The 15,338-nt window shown below is 65.4% G+C and carries 13 protein-coding genes and 1 pseudogene; 5 read left to right on the top strand and 9 right to left on the bottom strand.

The window, feature by feature from the left end; genetic code table 11:
• Positions 1–106: 106 nt before the first annotated feature.
• The 4 genes from pimB to CCUG20998_RS15580 form a co-directional block, all read right to left on the bottom strand.
• Positions 107–1,264 carry a GDP-mannose-dependent alpha-(1-6)-phosphatidylinositol monomannoside mannosyltransferase gene (pimB, locus tag CCUG20998_RS15565; RefSeq protein WP_103654023.1) on the bottom strand — a complete coding sequence of 386 codons (1,158 nt, stop codon included), beginning with the start codon at positions 1,262–1,264 and terminating at the stop codon, positions 107–109.
• A 71-nt stretch (positions 1,265–1,335) separates the two neighbouring features.
• Positions 1,336–2,148: a hypothetical protein gene (locus tag CCUG20998_RS15570; protein WP_036455959.1), complete on the bottom strand. Its 813-nt coding sequence runs from the start codon at positions 2,146–2,148 to the stop codon at positions 1,336–1,338.
• 58 nt (positions 2,149–2,206) lie between these two features.
• Complete coding sequence (ripC, locus tag CCUG20998_RS15575) at positions 2,207–3,367, bottom strand: peptidoglycan hydrolase RipC (protein ID WP_020729414.1); 1,161 nt, start codon at positions 3,365–3,367, stop codon at positions 2,207–2,209.
• Between the two features lie 174 nt (positions 3,368–3,541).
• Positions 3,542–3,796 (bottom strand): hypothetical protein, encoded by a 255-nt coding sequence (locus CCUG20998_RS15580; RefSeq protein WP_012394895.1) that lies wholly within the window; start codon positions 3,794–3,796, stop codon positions 3,542–3,544.
• A 182-nt stretch (positions 3,797–3,978) separates the two neighbouring features.
• Here CCUG20998_RS15580 and CCUG20998_RS15585 point away from each other — a divergent pair.
• A pseudogene (locus CCUG20998_RS15585) lies at positions 3,979–5,910 on the top strand (DEDD exonuclease domain-containing protein); the annotation flags it as partial.
• Here CCUG20998_RS15585 and trpD read toward each other — a convergent pair.
• Positions 5,848–6,951, bottom strand: coding sequence for an anthranilate phosphoribosyltransferase (gene trpD / locus CCUG20998_RS15590; RefSeq protein ID WP_012394897.1), 1,104 nt, complete (start codon positions 6,949–6,951; stop codon positions 5,848–5,850). The pseudogene CCUG20998_RS15585 and the gene trpD sit on opposite strands and share 63 nt — an antisense overlap.
• A gap of 150 nt (positions 6,952–7,101) precedes the next feature.
• Here trpD and ctaE point away from each other — a divergent pair, with 150 nt between their 5' ends.
• The 4 genes from ctaE to qcrB all read left to right on the top strand — a co-directional run bounded on the left by ctaE (position 7,102) and on the right by qcrB (position 11,534).
• A complete protein-coding gene (ctaE, locus tag CCUG20998_RS15595) occupies positions 7,102–7,713 on the top strand; it encodes an aa3-type cytochrome oxidase subunit III (protein ID WP_011741302.1) in 612 nt (203 codons plus the stop codon).
• A 118-nt stretch (positions 7,714–7,831) separates the two neighbouring features.
• Positions 7,832–8,671, top strand: a complete 840-nt coding sequence (gene qcrC, locus CCUG20998_RS15600; RefSeq protein ID WP_036455961.1) for a cytochrome bc1 complex diheme cytochrome c subunit — start codon at positions 7,832–7,834, stop codon at positions 8,669–8,671.
• On the top strand, positions 8,668–9,852 hold the full coding sequence (qcrA, locus tag CCUG20998_RS15605; protein WP_012394899.1) for a cytochrome bc1 complex Rieske iron-sulfur subunit: 1,185 nt from the start codon (positions 8,668–8,670) through the stop codon (positions 9,850–9,852). The genes qcrC and qcrA overlap by 4 nt, the downstream gene beginning before the upstream one ends.
• Positions 9,849–11,534 carry a cytochrome bc1 complex cytochrome b subunit gene (qcrB, locus tag CCUG20998_RS15610; protein ID WP_011741305.1) on the top strand — a complete coding sequence of 562 codons (1,686 nt, stop codon included), beginning with the start codon at positions 9,849–9,851 and terminating at the stop codon, positions 11,532–11,534. Before qcrA ends, qcrB begins: the two co-directional genes overlap by 4 nt.
• A gap of 444 nt (positions 11,535–11,978) precedes the next feature.
• Here the strand turns inward: qcrB and CCUG20998_RS15615 are convergent, their stop codons facing one another.
• From CCUG20998_RS15615 to ctaC, 4 genes are all read right to left on the bottom strand, one after another.
• A complete protein-coding gene (locus CCUG20998_RS15615) occupies positions 11,979–12,617 on the bottom strand; it encodes a DUF2561 family protein (RefSeq protein WP_020729418.1) in 639 nt (212 codons plus the stop codon).
• The gene (locus CCUG20998_RS15620) at positions 12,617–13,564 is read right to left on the bottom strand and encodes an MmpS family transport accessory protein (protein WP_012394901.1); all 948 of its coding nucleotides are present in this window, start codon (positions 13,562–13,564) and stop codon (positions 12,617–12,619) included. The genes CCUG20998_RS15615 and CCUG20998_RS15620 overlap by 1 nt, the downstream gene beginning before the upstream one ends.
• Positions 13,565–13,746: 182 nt before the next feature.
• A complete protein-coding gene (locus CCUG20998_RS15625; protein ID WP_011741308.1) occupies positions 13,747–14,166 on the bottom strand; it encodes a cytochrome c oxidase subunit 4 in 420 nt (139 codons plus the stop codon).
• A gap of 8 nt (positions 14,167–14,174) precedes the next feature.
• Positions 14,175–15,278, bottom strand: a complete 1,104-nt coding sequence (gene ctaC / locus CCUG20998_RS15630) for an aa3-type cytochrome oxidase subunit II (RefSeq protein ID WP_020729419.1) — start codon at positions 15,276–15,278, stop codon at positions 14,175–14,177.
• Between the last annotated feature and the right edge of the window lie 60 nt (positions 15,279–15,338).

Here is a 15,338-nt window from a genome sequence, read left to right on the forward strand (position 1 = left end):
CGGCATCGTCGCCGCGCACCACCCCAATCGCCCGACTCCTCCTCCGGCCTCACCGGCCGGCATCGTCGCCGCGCACCACCCCAATCGCCCGACTCCTCCTCCGGCCTCACCGGCCGGCATCGTCGCCGCGCAGAAGCTCGGCGAGGCGGGCCGCCAACGTGTCCCAGCGCCACTGAGACGTCACCCACTGCCGGCCGGCGTCACCCATCCGGGCCGCCCGGTCGCGATCGGCCAACACCTCGATGACCGCGCCGGCGACCTTGTCCACCGAGTTGCCGTCAACCACCAGCCCGGTCTTGTTGTGCTGCACCGTTTCCGGCGCTCCACCAGATTCACCCGCAATGACCGGCACGCCGCTGGCGGACGCCTCGAGAAAGACGATGCCCAAGCCCTCAACGTCCATACCAGAGCCCCGAGTGCGGCACGGCATCGCGAACACGTCGGCCATCGCGTGATGGGTCGGCAGCTCCTCGCCCGGCACGCCGCCGGTGAACGTCACATGCTCATCCACCTCGCAGTCCCGCGCCAGCTTGCGCAACGTCTCCAGGTAGGGGCCGCCTCCGACGATTACCAGCGCCGCCCCGTCGACCCTCCGGCGGATCGCGGGTAGCGCCTTGATCAGGGTGTCCTGGCCCTTGCGCGGCACCAGCCGCGACACACACACCACGGTGGGCCGCTCCCCCAGCTGGTAGCGCTTGCGAAGTTCGGCGCGGGCGGCCGGGTCCGGCCGAAACCGGTCGGTGTCGACTCCGGGCGGCAAGTATTCCAATGAAGCCGCGGGCCCGAAGGCCGGCGCGAATCGCGAGCGCGTGTAGCGACTGACGAAGGTCACAATGTCGGTGGTGTCCCCGATTCGACGCAGTACCGACCGCGCGACGGGAAGCATCGACCAACCCACCTCGTGACCATGCGTGCTGGCCAGCACCCGGGTCGCACCAGCCTGCCTCGCACGCGGCGCCAGCAGAGCCAACGGTGCGGCCGCACCGAACCACACGGTGTCGATGTCGTGCTGGGCGATCAGCCGGCGCACCCGGCTGTCGACTGTCGGAACGGGCAGCATCAGCGTGCTGGGATGGCGTACCACCCGATAGCCCGCGGCCCGGGCCACGTCGTCATACCCCTGCGCACCCTTCCATTGCGGTGCATAGACCGTTATGGAATGCGACCCGGCCTCAACGAGGCGACCGACGAACTCGCTCAGATATGACTGGATGCCGCCGCGACGGGGCGGAAAGTCGTTAGTTACCAGCAGGACCCGACTCATCAGGGCCAATCTAGCCTGGCCACGATGTGGACTATCCAGCGGTCTTTGCCACGCGTTGGATCGTGCTCGAATCAGGACGAGACGCTCATCCATTGCTGCCAGCCGGCGAGCAGCCCGGCAGCATCCGTGCCGAGCACCTCGAGCGCGGCTCGCGGCAAGTCCGAATGCCCTGGACCGCAGGCGGCCAGGTAGAGGTCGCGCAACTTGGTCGTGCCATAGGTGTCGGCCACAAATCGGGTAAACCACCATGCTCGGTCATACGCTCGCGAGCGCGCCGGCCCGGGAATGTCGAGGTCGTCGTCTGACGGCAGAGCTGCGGGTGGGGCCTCAGCCGGCCGGGAAGTGGTCGGCCGCGCGACGAAATCGGCCACCCCCTCGGTCAACCACCGCGGCGCGTCAAGTGCCGTGTCAACGCGGGCCGCGTAGTGAAAAAGCTCGTGGGTCAGCACTATTCGCAGTGCCGTGGCGCTCATCTTGACCGCGCCTGGTGCGAACACAATTCGTTGGCCAGCCACCGCCCGGCTGCCAGGATCGAAGCGCTCGGCCACAGTCACCGCCGCGATGTCAGCCCATTGGGACGCCGTACCGCCGCCCGCCGCCGTTCGGAATTGTTCGTCTGAACCGGCGGCCACCACCGAGATTTCGCGGGCCCAGTCGGTGCCCCAGAAGGCCACTACCGCATTGACCGCGGCGTGGATGTCCGCCCCGACGCGCGACAACAGTAGGTCGGAGTTCGCGCCGCCGAGGTTGATCAGCCGCACGGTCCGATCTCCGATGACAACCGGCGGCGGGCCAGGATCCTCAGCAGACGCTAGTGACCGCTGTGGCGCACTATCCGGATGACGCGTTACGGCGGCAGCCGTTACCAACTCGATGACAAATATGCACGCCAGCGCAATCGAAAACCATCGGGATCGATGCCGCAGCACCGTGGCAGAGCCGTCAGTAGCGGCGCGCGTCGTAGATCGGTCCCGAGGAATTCATCGGCACCACCCGCACCGGTACACCGTAGGTGGACGAATGGACCATCAGTCCGTCACCGATGTAGATGCCGGCATGTGACGCGTCGGAGTAGAAGGTCAGGACGTCGCCTGGCTGCAGGTCCGACAGCGATACCGGTTGACCTCCATGGGCCAGCGCCTGGCTGGAGTGAGGTAGCGCGATGCCGGCTTGCTGGAAGGCCCACATGACCAACCCGGAGCAGTCGAACCCACCTGGAGCGGCACCGCCCCACGCGTAGGGCGTCCCAACTTGGGTTAGCGCCGCCTGCACCACGGCCGCGCGGTCGCCGCCGGCACCGTCTGGCGGCGTGAACGGCATCGCGGACACTCCACCGGGCGGCGGGGCCTCACCCGGCACCGGTGCGCCCGCTGGCGGCGGTCCACCTGGCGGTGTGCCCTCCGGCGCCGGCCCGGGGGCACCTGGCAATCCGGCGGGAACCTGTCCTGGATCGGCGAGCGCGGTGCGCTGGTCCGGAGTCAATGCCAGGTACTGCGACTTGACGACCGCGATCTGGACCTGCAGCTGGCTCTGCTTGTGCTGCAGATTTGCCCGCACGGCCGCAGCTTGTTCGGCGGCGGACTTGGCATCGGCGGCCGACTTCTCGGAGGCCTGCTCAGCCTCGGCGGCCTGCTCCCTGGCGGTCCGGAAACCCGACATCTGGGTGGCCATCTGGTGCGCCATCACGCGCTGCATCGACAGGCCGTCGATCAGCAGCTGCGGGGACGGAGCCGTCAGAATCGTGTCCATACCGTTGGCGCGACCGCCCATGTAAGCGGCCGCCGCGACCTTGTTGACCGCGGTCTGGAACGAGGCCAGCTGCCCCTTGGCAGCGTCCAGCGCGGCCTGGTCGTCAGTGAGCTTGTTTTCAGCGGCCTGCTGAGCCGCCAGCTTCGCGCCCAAGTCGAGCTCTGCGCTGTGCATCGCTTCGGTGGTTTGTTCCGCCTGCCGAGATAGCTCGTTTAGCTTTGCCAGCGCGTCCTCAGCCGGGTCCGCCATCGCACCCGCGGCGACGAAGCCGGACAACGCGGTGAAGCTCGCTAACGAACCGATGGCGGACCGCCGGATAACGCGCGCAGTCAATTGCCTACAGTCGAGCCTCAAGATTTTGCTTCCTTAAACTGCCATCGGCGATGTGCCGTCGAGCCGGTTTAGGTCTCAAATAGGTTACGAAATGATATCGGCGTTTGTCCAAACGGGAGAGTTAAGAAAATAGCAAGATTTCTGTAGTTTTCATGTGGGAGCGCGTCTTTGCGCGATCACCACCATACATAACTTCTACGCGACGCCAGTCGCTCGGTTACGGCGGATTGGGACCAGCCGTAACCTTGGCGCCAGCCCGGCATCCGCGAGGGCTTCCAGCGCCACGCGTTCGTCGTACATCAACTCGTCGGGGACCCCGAGCAAGACGCTGACTACACAGTCGCGGCACGCGGGCCCGCGGACCGCGCAGTCATCACAATCAATCACCACCGGATCGCCCGGTTCGGCCCCCGCACCGCTTTTGCTGTCGGTTCCGCTGGTGTGTGCCATTTGGGGTCGGTCCTCTCGGTAGTGTCTTGCGCTCACTGTCAACTGAGCCGAACGCTAACCGGCGCCACCGACAGATCTGGTCCTGCCGAGATCCGGCAGCACTCCCTGACAGCCGGTGCGAGTGTCTGCGCGCGCCGGGTGGGAACCGGCGAATGTCGGTGCGAGTGCCTAACGTCACGGCCATGGGTGTGACGGGTGGAACTCAGCTGAGTCTCACCGGGCTCGATCCGGCCGCCTTTGCGGACATCGCCTTACCGGGCACCGACCTCACTGACCCGGCGGCCGCCCAGGCAGACGACGTGTCGCTGCGCGAAACCACCTTCGTGGTCGTGGACCTGGAGACCACCGGCGGACGAGCGACGGGCACTGAAGCATCGCCGCCGGACGCCATCACCGAGATCGGGGCCGTCAAGGTACGTGGTGGCGTGATCCTGGGCGAATTCGCGACCCTGGTCGACCCGCAACGCAGCATCCCACCCCAGATCGTGCGATTGACCGGAATCACCACGGCCATGCTGTGTGATGCCCCGACGATCGACTCCGTCCTGCCGATGTTCTTCGAGTTCGTTGGCAACTCGGTCCTGGTCGCCCACAACGCCGGGTTCGATATCGGGTTCCTGCGGGCGGCCGCAGGGCGCTGCGACATCGCGTGGCCGGGATCGAAGGTGCTGTGCACGGTCCGGCTGGCTCGCCGAGTGCTCAGCCGCGAAGAAGCACCCAGCGTGCGGTTGGCCGCTTTGGCGCGCTTGTTTTCCGTCGCCACCCAACCCACACACCGCGCCCTCGACGACGCGCGCGCCACTGTCGAGGTGTTGCATGCCCTGATTGAGCGGGTGGGCAACCAGGGCGTGCATTCCTACGCCGAGCTGCGTGCATACCTACCGGGCGTGACGCCGGCACAGCGTCGCAAGCGAGTGCTCGCCGACGGGCTGCCGCACCGCCCGGGGATCTATCTGTTCCGAGGGCCATCGGGCGAAGTCCTCTATGTGGGCACCGCGGTCGACTTGCGCCGCCGGGTCAGTCAGTACTTCAACGGCGCCGATTCTCGGGGCCGGATGAAGGAGATGGTCGCCCTGGCCGGCGCCGTCGACCATGTCGAGTGCGCACATGCCCTCGAGGCCGGAGTCCGTGAACTGCGGATGCTTGCCGCGCATGCACCGCCGTACAACCGTCGATCGAGGTTCCCGCACCGTTGGTGGTGGGTGACGCTCACCGACGAGGCGTTTCCCCGCCTATCGGTAGTTCGTGCTCCCCGGCATGACCGCGTTGTCGGCCCGTTTCGGTCGCGCACCGACGCGACAGAAACGGCGGCCCTGCTGGCGCGCTTCACCGGTGTCAGAACCTGCACCAAGCGGCTGGCCCGCTCGGCACTGCATGGTCCGGCTTGCCCAGAGTTGGAGGTGTCGGCCTGCCCCGCCGCGCGCAACGTCACCGCCGAGGGGTACGCCGACGCGGCCAAGCGTGCGGCCGACTTGATCGAGGGAGTGGATAACACCGCACTGACCGCGGCCGTGCACCAAGTCAGCGACCTGGCCGAGCGGCACCGCTATGAGAGCGCGGCACGGCTGCGCGACCACATCGCCACAGCTGTCGAAGTGCTCTGGCGTGGCCAACGGCTGCGCGCGCTGGTAGCCCTGCCCGAGCTGGTCGCGGCCGCTCCCGATGGCTGCGGCGGCTACCAGTTCGCGGTGATCCGCCACGGCCAGCTCGCAGCCGCCGGTAATTCCCGACGTGGGACACCGCCGATGCCGGTGGTCGACGCCCTCCACGCCGGAGCGCAAACGATCTTGCCGGCACCGGCGCCACTCGGCGGCGCGCTGGTAGAAGAGACCGCGCTGATTGCCCGCTGGCTGGCGACCCCGGGAGTGCGGATCGTGCGAGTCACCGGCGCTGAGCACACTGCCGACCGTGCGGAGTCCGCCGGCTGGACTTCACCGCTGAGATCAGCCGGACCGTGGGCGGCATGGGCGGCTGCGGCGCGTTCGGCGCGGCTAGCCGCAGAGCAGGTTAGCCAAGGAGATCCGCGTGGTCGCCCGGATGGCGGCCGGCAATCAGACGTGCTGGCTGAAGCGCACCCATCGCGCGAGCAGTTGCTCGGCCGCACCGCTGTCGATAGCCACCGCGGCGCGTTGCAGCCCGTCCTGCCAGGCGGGGAGCCATTCAGCGCGGCTGGATAGCCCGGCATGAGCAACGATCGCACCAGCCGCATTGAGCACCACCGCGTCCCGGACAGGCCCGGCTGCACCGCCCAAGACAGCGCGCGCCTCGGCCGCGTTGGCCTGCGGGTCTCCGCCGAGTAGCTGGCTCAGTTCAGCACGCGCGAACCCGAAATCTCCCGGGTCGAAAGTCAACTTGTCGACCGTTCCCGCCTGGACACGCCAGATCGTGCTCGTCGTAGTCGTAGTCAGCTCGTCGAGCCCGTCGTCGCCATGCACCACCAGCACACTGGACCCACGCGTGGCGAACACACCGGCCATGATCTCGGCGAGATCGGCGAAAGCACAGCCAATCAATCCGGCCCGCGGCCGCGCCGGATTAGTCAGCGGGCCAAGGAGATTGAACACGGTGGGCACCCCGATTTCACGACGTACCACCGATGCTTGCCGATAGGACGGATGAAACTGCGGCGCGAAACAGAACCCGATCCCGATCTCGTTGAGGCTGCGCGCGACCTGGTCGGGCCCCAGGTCTATGCGCACCCCAAGGGCCTCCAGGGTGTCCGCGCCGCCGGCCAACGACGAGGCGGCTCGGTTGCCATGCTTGACCACCGGCACACCCGCGGCGGCGACCACGATGGACGCCATAGTGGACAGGTTCACCGTGTTGACCCCGTCGCCACCGGTGCCGACGATGTCGACGGTGTCGTCGCGGATCAAGTCGGCCGGCATCGGACGCGCGTAGGCGAGCATCACGTCGGCCAGCTCACCGACCTCGCCCGCGGTGGGAACCTTCATCTTCATGGCGACGGCGAAAGCGGCGACCTGGGCGGGCCGCGCGTTGCCGCTCATGATCTGCTCCATGGCCCAGCCCGCCTGACCCGGCTCCAAATGCTTGCCCTCCGTTAGCCGGCCGAGCAGCTGCGGCCACGAGGACGTCGGTATGGGTGCGGCCGCCGAGTGGTCGGCCGCGGATGAAGCTTCGGATGACAGCACCACGCGCCCGATAGTCCCATGCGTCCGACTACCTCCTATCGCCCGCCCACCGGTTGGCCGCGACCGGCGCAAACGCAGCGCCGACGCGACTCGCGGAAGCGAATTTCAGCCCCGGGTAGAGTTCGACAACTACAAAGCGTCATACTTGCGGATGTGACGAGTGCTGTAGGGACCTCGGGTACTGCCATCACGTCGCGCGTGCATTCGCTGAACCGACCAAACATGGTCAGTGTCGGCACCATAGTGTGGCTTTCCAGCGAGCTGATGTTCTTTGCTGGGTTGTTCGCTATGTACTTCACCGCGCGCTCGCAAGCCGGCGGGAAGTGGCCGCCACCGCCCACGGAGCTGAATCTCTATCAGGCCGTGCCGGTGACGTTGGTGCTAATCGCGTCGTCGTTCACCTGCCAGATGGGGGTGTTCGCGGCCGAGCGCGGCGACGTGTTTGGGCTACGCCGCTGGTATGTGATCACCTTCCTGATGGGTCTGTTCTTTGTCCTGGGCCAGGGCTACGAGTACTACCACCTGGTGACTCATGGGACGACCATCCCCGGCAGCGCCTACGGAAGCGTGTTCTATCTGGCCACTGGCTTCCACGGGCTACACGTCACCGGCGGTCTGATCGCGTTCATATTCCTGCTGGTGCGGACCGGGATGAGTAAGTTCACCCCGGCCCAGGCAACCGCCAGCATCGTCGTCTCCTACTACTGGCACTTCGTCGACATCGTGTGGATCGCGCTGTTCACCGTGATCTATTTCATTCGATAGCAGCTGGCAGCCCCCAAACAGGCACGATCAGGAAACGAACAGGAGAGCTCAGTTGAAGAAACTGGGATTCACCCGATCCGGTGGCAGTGAGCCGGTTGCCCGGCGACTCGTCGGGGCGCTGCGCGGCCCGCGTAGTCACCGATCAGAACAGCGAACTAGTCGCGCACGACGGCGTCTTCATCGCCGGTTATCGGGTGGGCTGCTGCTGTTGATAGCCCTGACCATCGCTGGCGGCGTGGCGGCCGTACTCACACCCGTCCCGCAGGTAGCCGTCGCCGACGAGTCTTCCGCCGCACTGCTTCGCACCGGCAAGCAGTTGTTCGACACCTCATGTGTGTCTTGCCACGGCGCCAACCTGCAAGGCGTGCCCGACCACGGCCCCAGCTTGATCGGAGTCGGCGAGGCGGCCGTCTACTTCCAGGTATCGACGGGCCGGATGCCAGCCATGCGCGGCGAAGCGCAGGCACAGCGCAAAGAGCCGATTTTCGATGAGGCACAGACCGACGCTCTTGGCGCGTTCGTGCAAGCCAACGGCGGTGGCCCCACCGTGGTGCGCAACCCCGACGGCAGCCTTGCGATGAAGTCGCTGCGCGGAGATGATCTGGGCCGCGGCGGTGATCTGTTCCGCCTCAACTGCACCTCCTGCCACAACTTCACGGGCAAGGGCGGGGCGCTGTCCTCCGGCAAGTTCGCGCCGGATCTGGGGCCCGCCAACGAGCAGCAGATCCTCACCGCGATGCTGACGGGTCCGCAGAACATGCCGAAGTTCTCCGACCGTCAGCTGTCATTCGACGCGAAGAAGGACATCATCGCCTACGTTCGCAACGCCGCCGAGGAGCGGCAGCCCGGCGGCTACGGACTCGGTGGATTCGGTCCCGCACCTGAGGGCATGGCGATATGGATCATCGGTATGGTCGCCGCCATTGGGCTGGCACTGTGGATTGGGGCGCGATCATGAGCGACGGCTCAACGGAAACCGGCGTCTCGCGCGAGCCCGACGAGGCCGCGCTGGCCGAAATGTCCCAGCAAGAACTGCTGGAGCTGGGCGGCAGCATCGACGGCGTGCGCATCGCCCACAAGGAACCTCGCTGGCCGGTAGAGGGCACCAAGGCGGAGAAGCGCGCGGAGCGCGGCGTGGCCCTCTGGCTTTTGCTGGGTGGGTTCTTCGGCCTGGCACTGCTGCTGGTCTTCCTCTTCTGGCCGTGGGAGTACAAGCCGAGCGGAGACAAGGGCAACCTGCTCTACTCCCTTGCCACCCCGCTGTACGGGTTGACCTTCGGGATGTCCGTGCTGGCGATCGCGATCGGCGCGGTGCTTTTCCAGAAACGCTTTATCCCCGAAGAGATCACCATCCAAGATCGCCATGACGGCGCCTCCCGCGAGGTAGACCGCAAGACGGTGGTGGCCAACCTCGCCGACGCCTTCGAAGCCTCCACGATCGGACGGCGCAAGATGGTCGGCGCGTCGTTGGGCGTGGGTCTGGGCGCGTTCGGGCTCGGCACCTTGGTTGCGTTTGCCGGCGGCCTCATCAAGAACCCGTGGAAGCCGGTGGTCCCCACCGCTGACGGCAAGAAGGCGGTGCTGTGGACCTCGGGCTGGACCCCGCGGTTCCACGGCGAGACGATCTATCTGGCGCGAGCCACCGGACTCGGTGACGGGCCTCCGTACACCAAGATGCGCCCCGAGGACTTGGACGCCGGCGGGATGGAAACGGTGTTTCCCTGGCGGGAGTCCGACGGCGACGGCACCACCGTGGAATCCCACGAAAAGCTGCAGCGGATCTCAATGGGCGTCCGCAACCCCGTGATGCTGATTCGGATCAAGCCCACCGACATGCACCGCGTGGTGAAGCGCCAAGGCCAAGAGAGCTTCAACTTCGGAGAACTCTTCGCCTTCACCAAGGTCTGCTCTCACCTGGGCTGCCCGTCTTCGCTGTATGAGCAGCAGTCCTACCGAATTCTGTGCCCGTGTCACCAATCCCAGTTCGACGCGCTGCATTTCGCCAAGCCGATATTCGGCCCGGCCGCGCGTGCGCTGGCGCAGTTGCCTATCACAATCGACACCGAGGGATATTTGGTCGCCAACGGCGACTTCATCGAACCCGTTGGACCGGCATTCTGGGAGCGCACAACATCATGAGCCCGAAACTCAGTCCGCCGAAGATCGGTGATGTCCTAGCCCGCCAGGCCGAGGACATTGATACGCGCTACCACCCCGCGGCAGCGCTGCGCAGACAGTTCAACAAGGTCTTCCCGACGCACTGGTCGTTCCTGCTCGGCGAGGTCGCGCTGTACAGCTTCATCGTGCTGCTGATCACCGGCGTGTACCTGACGCTGTTCTTCGATCCGTCCATGATGGACGTCACCTACAACGGCGTCTACCAGCCGTTGCGCGGCGTGGAGATGTCGAAGGCTTACGCGTCGGCACTCGACATCTCCTTCGAGGTGCGTGGCGGCTTGTTCGTCCGCCAGGTACACCACTGGGCGGCACTGATGTTCGCCGCGGCGATCATGGTGCACTTGGCACGTATTTTCTTCACGGGCGCATTCCGGCGGCCACGTGAGGCCAACTGGATCATCGGTTCGTTGCTGCTGATCCTGGCCATGTTCGAGGGATACTTCGGCTACTCACTGCCTGACGACTTGCTGTCCGGCATCGGTTTGCGGGCCGCGCTCTCCTCGATCACGCTGGGGATGCCGGTGATCGGCACCTGGCTGCACTGGGCGTTGTTCGGCGGCGATTTCCCCTGCGGTGGTGTGGGCGACGACTGCACCGCGGCGGGCTACATCATCCCGCGCATGTACTCCCTGCACATCCTGTTGCTGCCGGGAATCATCCTGGCGCTGATCGGGATGCACATGGCCTTGGTGTGGTTCCAGAAGCACACCCAGTTCCCCGGCCCGGGCCGCACCGAGCACAACGTCGTCGGTGTCCGAGTGATGCCCGTGTTCGCGGTCAAGTCTGGTGCGTTCTTCGCGGCCATCACCGGTGTGCTGGGTTTGATGGGCGGTCTGCTGCAGATCAACCCGATCTGGAATCTGGGCCCCTACAAGCCGGCCCATGTTTCGGCAGGGTCGCAGCCCGACTTCTACATGATGTGGACCGAAGGCCTGGCCCGTATCTGGCCGCCATGGGAGTTCTACTTCTGGCACCACACCATTCCGGCACCGGTGTGGGTCGCTCTGATCATGGGTCTCATTTTCATGCTCCTGATCGTCTACCCCTTCCTGGAGAAGCGGTTTACCGGCGACTACGCGCACCACAACCTGCTGCAGCGGCCGCGTGACGCTCCGGTTCGTACCGCAGTCGGAGCGATGGCGATCTCGTTCTACATGCTGCTCACGCTGGCGGCGATGAACGACATCATCGCGCTGAAGTTCCACATCTCGTTGAACGCAACGACGTGGATCGGACGTATCGGCATGGTGATTCTTCCGCCGTTCGTCTACTTCATCAGCTACCGGTGGTCCATCGGACTGCAGCGCAGCGACCGTGCGGTGCTCGAGCACGGTATTGAGACCGGCATCATCAAGCGGCTGCCGCACGGTGCCTACATCGAACTGCACCAGCCGCTCGGTCCGGTCGACGAGCATGGTCATCCGCTTCCGCTGGACTACCAGGGCGCTCCATTGCCCAAGCGAATGAACAAGCTGGGCTCGGCGGGATCGCCGGGTAGCGGTAGCTTCCTGACCGCCGATCCGGCATCGGAGGACGCGGCACTGCGCGAGGCGGGTCACGCCGCCGAACACCGTGCTCTGACAGCGTTGCGCGAATACCAGGACAGCCTCAACGAGACGTCCAACGGCGAGGGCGATCACTAGCCTCGACGGGTAGCAACCACTGGCCAGGCCCGGTTCCCCAAGCGGAGTCACCTCGACCCGCTTTCGGGAGCCGGGCTATTGGCGTCTTTGGGCCTGCTACTTGGTTCTATGGCGTCGCGCTAGGTGGCCGTTGGGGCGGCGCCAAGTGGGTTTCCCAATAAACCCACTGAACCGATTGAACCCAATGAACCCATCATGGCCACCGGCACCCGCTGGCCCGGACCGCGAGTAGGCCATCCGCCAACCATCGCTCGTCCGTGGGGAATTCGTGCCCTCAGCCGGTCCCCGACTGCGCTACACCAGCACCGGTCGAGATAGCCAACACCTCTCCCCTCCCCCACCCGGCATCCGAGGCATCTCAGGCGTCTGAACCACGACAGCCATAGGGGCGAACGCCGGGGCAGTCGCCGGCTGGTGCCTGACCGAGACCTATCCGGCCGAGATCTATTTGACCGAGACGCGACGCAACTGGCGAACGTAGAACCACTCGATCGCCGGCATTCCTGCGGTCACGATCCCAGCCAGCCCGTAGGCGACCCAGGACGCACCGTCGTGACCGACCGCCATCAGATTGGTCGCTGCGCCAACGGTAATCAAAGCAATCCCTATCGTGCCGACCAGGGCCACGGTGCCACGCAACCAAACGCGGTCCACCGCCTCGCTAGACCACTGGGTGCCCTCCGAGCGCCCATTTGCGTGATCCCGACGCGCGCTACGGTCGGCGGCTCGCATCGTGGCGTTGGCCGTCCGCAACGGCTGCCCGCCCGTTCTACGCAATGGCACCGAGGTGACCAGCGGTCCAGTCTCGGCCATCCGTCGCGCCCGCAACAGCATCGGGACCGCCCCGACGATGATCAATGCCGAGACGACGATGACCGTGTACAACACCCAACTGCTGTGCGAGTCCTTCGATATCTTCTGTACGCCCCGGCCAAGATCGGCCAACGCGACCACGGCGGCCACACCTACGCCCACCAGCGCCAGCCAGACCGCCGCACACGCCCCGATGAGAATTCGGTCGACGACTTCGGGAGCGACAACGCCTTCCGGTCCACGCCGGTACGCGGAGTATTTACCGAGCATCAGCAGCTCGTCTGCGGTGCGTCGTTGCTGTTGGACGACAGCACCGTCCCGTCACTGGTGGTGATCGAGCAGTTGAGCCTGCTCACCCGGAACAGGCTGGAGGCCTCCACAGAGCCCACATCGGACTGCGAAATCGGAGTGACGGTCATCGACCAGGGGATATACACGTTGTGCTGGGTCCTTCGCCGGCCTGAAGCGTCCACATAAGTCACCGAAATGATGTCACCGGGTGCCTTGGTACCGGTCACCGAATAGGTAACTTGCCGCGGCCCCGCAGGAGTCGTCGTGGTGGGTGGCGGCGCAGCCGCCGGTGTCGTCGGAGTAGTAGCCGCCGGTGGCGGCGCCGCAGAGGTCTCCGGAGGCGGAGGCGGCGGGGGTGGAGGTGTCACCGTCACTGTCTGCGTCTCCGTCGCTGTCGGAATCTCGGTACTAGGCGGTGGCGGCGGAGGAGGCGGAGGGGGCGGCGGCTTGGTCGTCGTGATTTCGTCCTGTACCGGCGGTACCGATGACGTGGTTGCGGGATTGGCGAGCTTCGTGGAATCGGTGCGCGTCACCAGCAGCGACACCGATGCCACCAGTGCTATGGCGGCCATTATGGCCGCCACCCCAACCACCCAGGGCCAGCGTGGCGTGCTTGGCTCATCCTCTTCGTCGAGCGAGTCGTCGTAGCCGTCATAGTCGTAAAGACTGAGATCTGCCGGCAGGTAGGCCCCGCTGATGAATTGCTCGGACTCCGGCGCCGAATAGGCCCGTGAATACGCTTCCGATTCCTGCGCGGGGTCTACCGGCTCAATCTGGCCGCTCTCGCTGACGGGTTCGAGTTCGCCGCCTGCAAGAGCGTCGTCTGGCTCATCGTCGGTGTCGCCAAAGGGTTCCAGTTCAGCGCTGGAATCGCCAGCTGGGTCGGGTTCGTCAGGTTCCCATCCCGGCGGATTCGGCCCGCTCATGTTTGCCTACCCTGTCCAAACTGACTCACCAAAGCGCGGTGCTCCGCAGCTGCATCTGTGCACGCCCGCTCGGTGCATTCTCACTGTGCATCAAAACCCTACCCAACCGGGTAGCTCACAGAAGTCTTGGCTAACTGGCCACTGATCAACTGATGCTCTGATTGTGACCTTCCCGGCTCGAATCAGTGCTTCTCAGGACCCACGTAGTACTCGAAGACCAGACCGGCCGCCGATCCCAGGATGAACACCACGCCGGCGACGATCAGCCACGGAAGCCACAATGCGATGCCGGTCGCGGCCACCGAACCGGACAAAGCCACCATGATCGGCCACCAGCTGTGCGGGCTGAAGAAACCCAATTCCCCTGCCCCATCGCTGATTTCAGCGCCTTCGTAGTCCTCAGGCCGGGTATCGAGCCGGCGAGCCACGAAGCGGAAGAAGGTGGCCACGATCAAGGCCATACCACCGGTCAGCGCCAGCGCCGTGGTGCCGGCCCACTCGACCCCACCGGTAGCGAATATGGAGGTCACGACACCGTACAGCACCGCCGTGACGACGAAGAACGCGGCGACGAACTCAAACAGCCTGGCTTCAATGTGCATTGAGTGTCCTAACCTACGGGCATCGGGGCCTGTTGGCCCCGCCGGGTCTCGAACGGGTGGGTGGTAATCGCCAGCGGTGGCTGGTTGATCGCCTGCAACGCCTCGGCATTGGTCTTTCCGGCAATACGCTGCTGCAAGTAGGCCTTGAAATCGTTAGGGGCCACAACGCGAACTTCGAAGTTCATCATCGAGTGGTAGGTGCCACACATTTCCGCGCAGTGCCCGACGAACGCTCCGGTCTTGGTGATCTGCTCGACCTGGAACCTGTTGACCGAGTTATTGGCGGCCGGGTTGGGCATCACGTCGCGCTTGAACAGGAATTCCGGCACCCAGAAAGCGTGGATCACGTCGGCCGAGTTGAGCTGGAATTCGATCCGCTTGCCGGCGGGCAACACCAGAACCGGAATCTCGGACGTGGTTCCCAGCGTTTCGACCTTGTCGAAGTTCAGGTAGGTGCGGTCCTCGGTGTTACGTCCGGCCACCGGCCCGACCAGTTCCTCGCCGTGCTCGTCCTTGCCTTCCGGCTTGGATTCCATGGCACGCTTACGCGCCTCATCGGCACCGTCGTAGGTCAGGGTGTGGTCGTGGAAGTCGACCTTTTGGTAGCCGAACTTCCAGTTCCACTGGAACGCCGTGACGTCGACAACAACCTCTGGGTCATCGGCCAGGTGCAGCATCTTTTCCTGCACCACAACGGTGAAGTAGAACAGCACCGAGATGATGAGGAACGGCGTGACCGTGAGGACCAGCTCCAGCGGCATGTTGTAGCCGAACTGGCGCGGGAAGTCGGTGTCGGTCTTCTTCTTCCGGTGGAAGGTGGCCGACCAGAAGATCAGGCCCCACACAATGACACCGACCACCAGGGAGGCGATCACCGCGCCGATCCACAGCTCCCGGTTGACGTGTGCCTCCGGTGTGATGCCCTCAGGCCAGCCCAGGGCCAGCGCTTCAGACCAGCTGCAACCGCTCAGGGTGACGGCCAGCAAACCCAGCGCGCCGGCCAGCCCCGCTAGCCGAGCGATCCGCCGCGCGGCACCGCTGCGACCAACGGAATTGCTCTGAGAATTGCACGGCGACAAGCTTTGCGAACGACCTGGCTCGCGAGGTGTCACGTTGCGCCTCCTGTATCACAAGCTGGGCCGACCGGTGCTGGACGCCGCGTCTGGCGGAAT

This window comes from Mycobacterium marinum (assembly GCF_003391395.1).
In the GTDB taxonomy this organism is placed as follows: domain Bacteria; phylum Actinomycetota; class Actinomycetes; order Mycobacteriales; family Mycobacteriaceae; genus Mycobacterium; species Mycobacterium marinum.

Excerpts from the sequence above, each read along its gene's own strand:
- pimB (WP_103654023.1), bottom strand. The coding sequence starts at position 1,264 with ATGAGTCGGGTCCTGCTGGTAACTAACGACTTTCCGCCCCGTCGCGGC.
- CCUG20998_RS15580 (WP_012394895.1), bottom strand. The coding sequence starts at position 3,796 with ATGGCACACACCAGCGGAACCGACAGCAAAAGCGGTGCGGGGGCCGAA.
- qcrA (WP_012394899.1), top strand. The coding sequence starts at position 8,668 with ATGAGCGACGGCTCAACGGAAACCGGCGTCTCGCGCGAGCCCGACGAG.
- qcrB (WP_011741305.1), top strand. The coding sequence starts at position 9,849 with ATGAGCCCGAAACTCAGTCCGCCGAAGATCGGTGATGTCCTAGCCCGC.
- CCUG20998_RS15615 (WP_020729418.1), bottom strand. The coding sequence starts at position 12,617 with ATGCTCGGTAAATACTCCGCGTACCGGCGTGGACCGGAAGGCGTTGTC.
- CCUG20998_RS15620 (WP_012394901.1), bottom strand. The coding sequence starts at position 13,564 with ATGAGCGGGCCGAATCCGCCGGGATGGGAACCTGACGAACCCGACCCA.
- CCUG20998_RS15625 (WP_011741308.1), bottom strand. The coding sequence starts at position 14,166 with ATGCACATTGAAGCCAGGCTGTTTGAGTTCGTCGCCGCGTTCTTCGTC.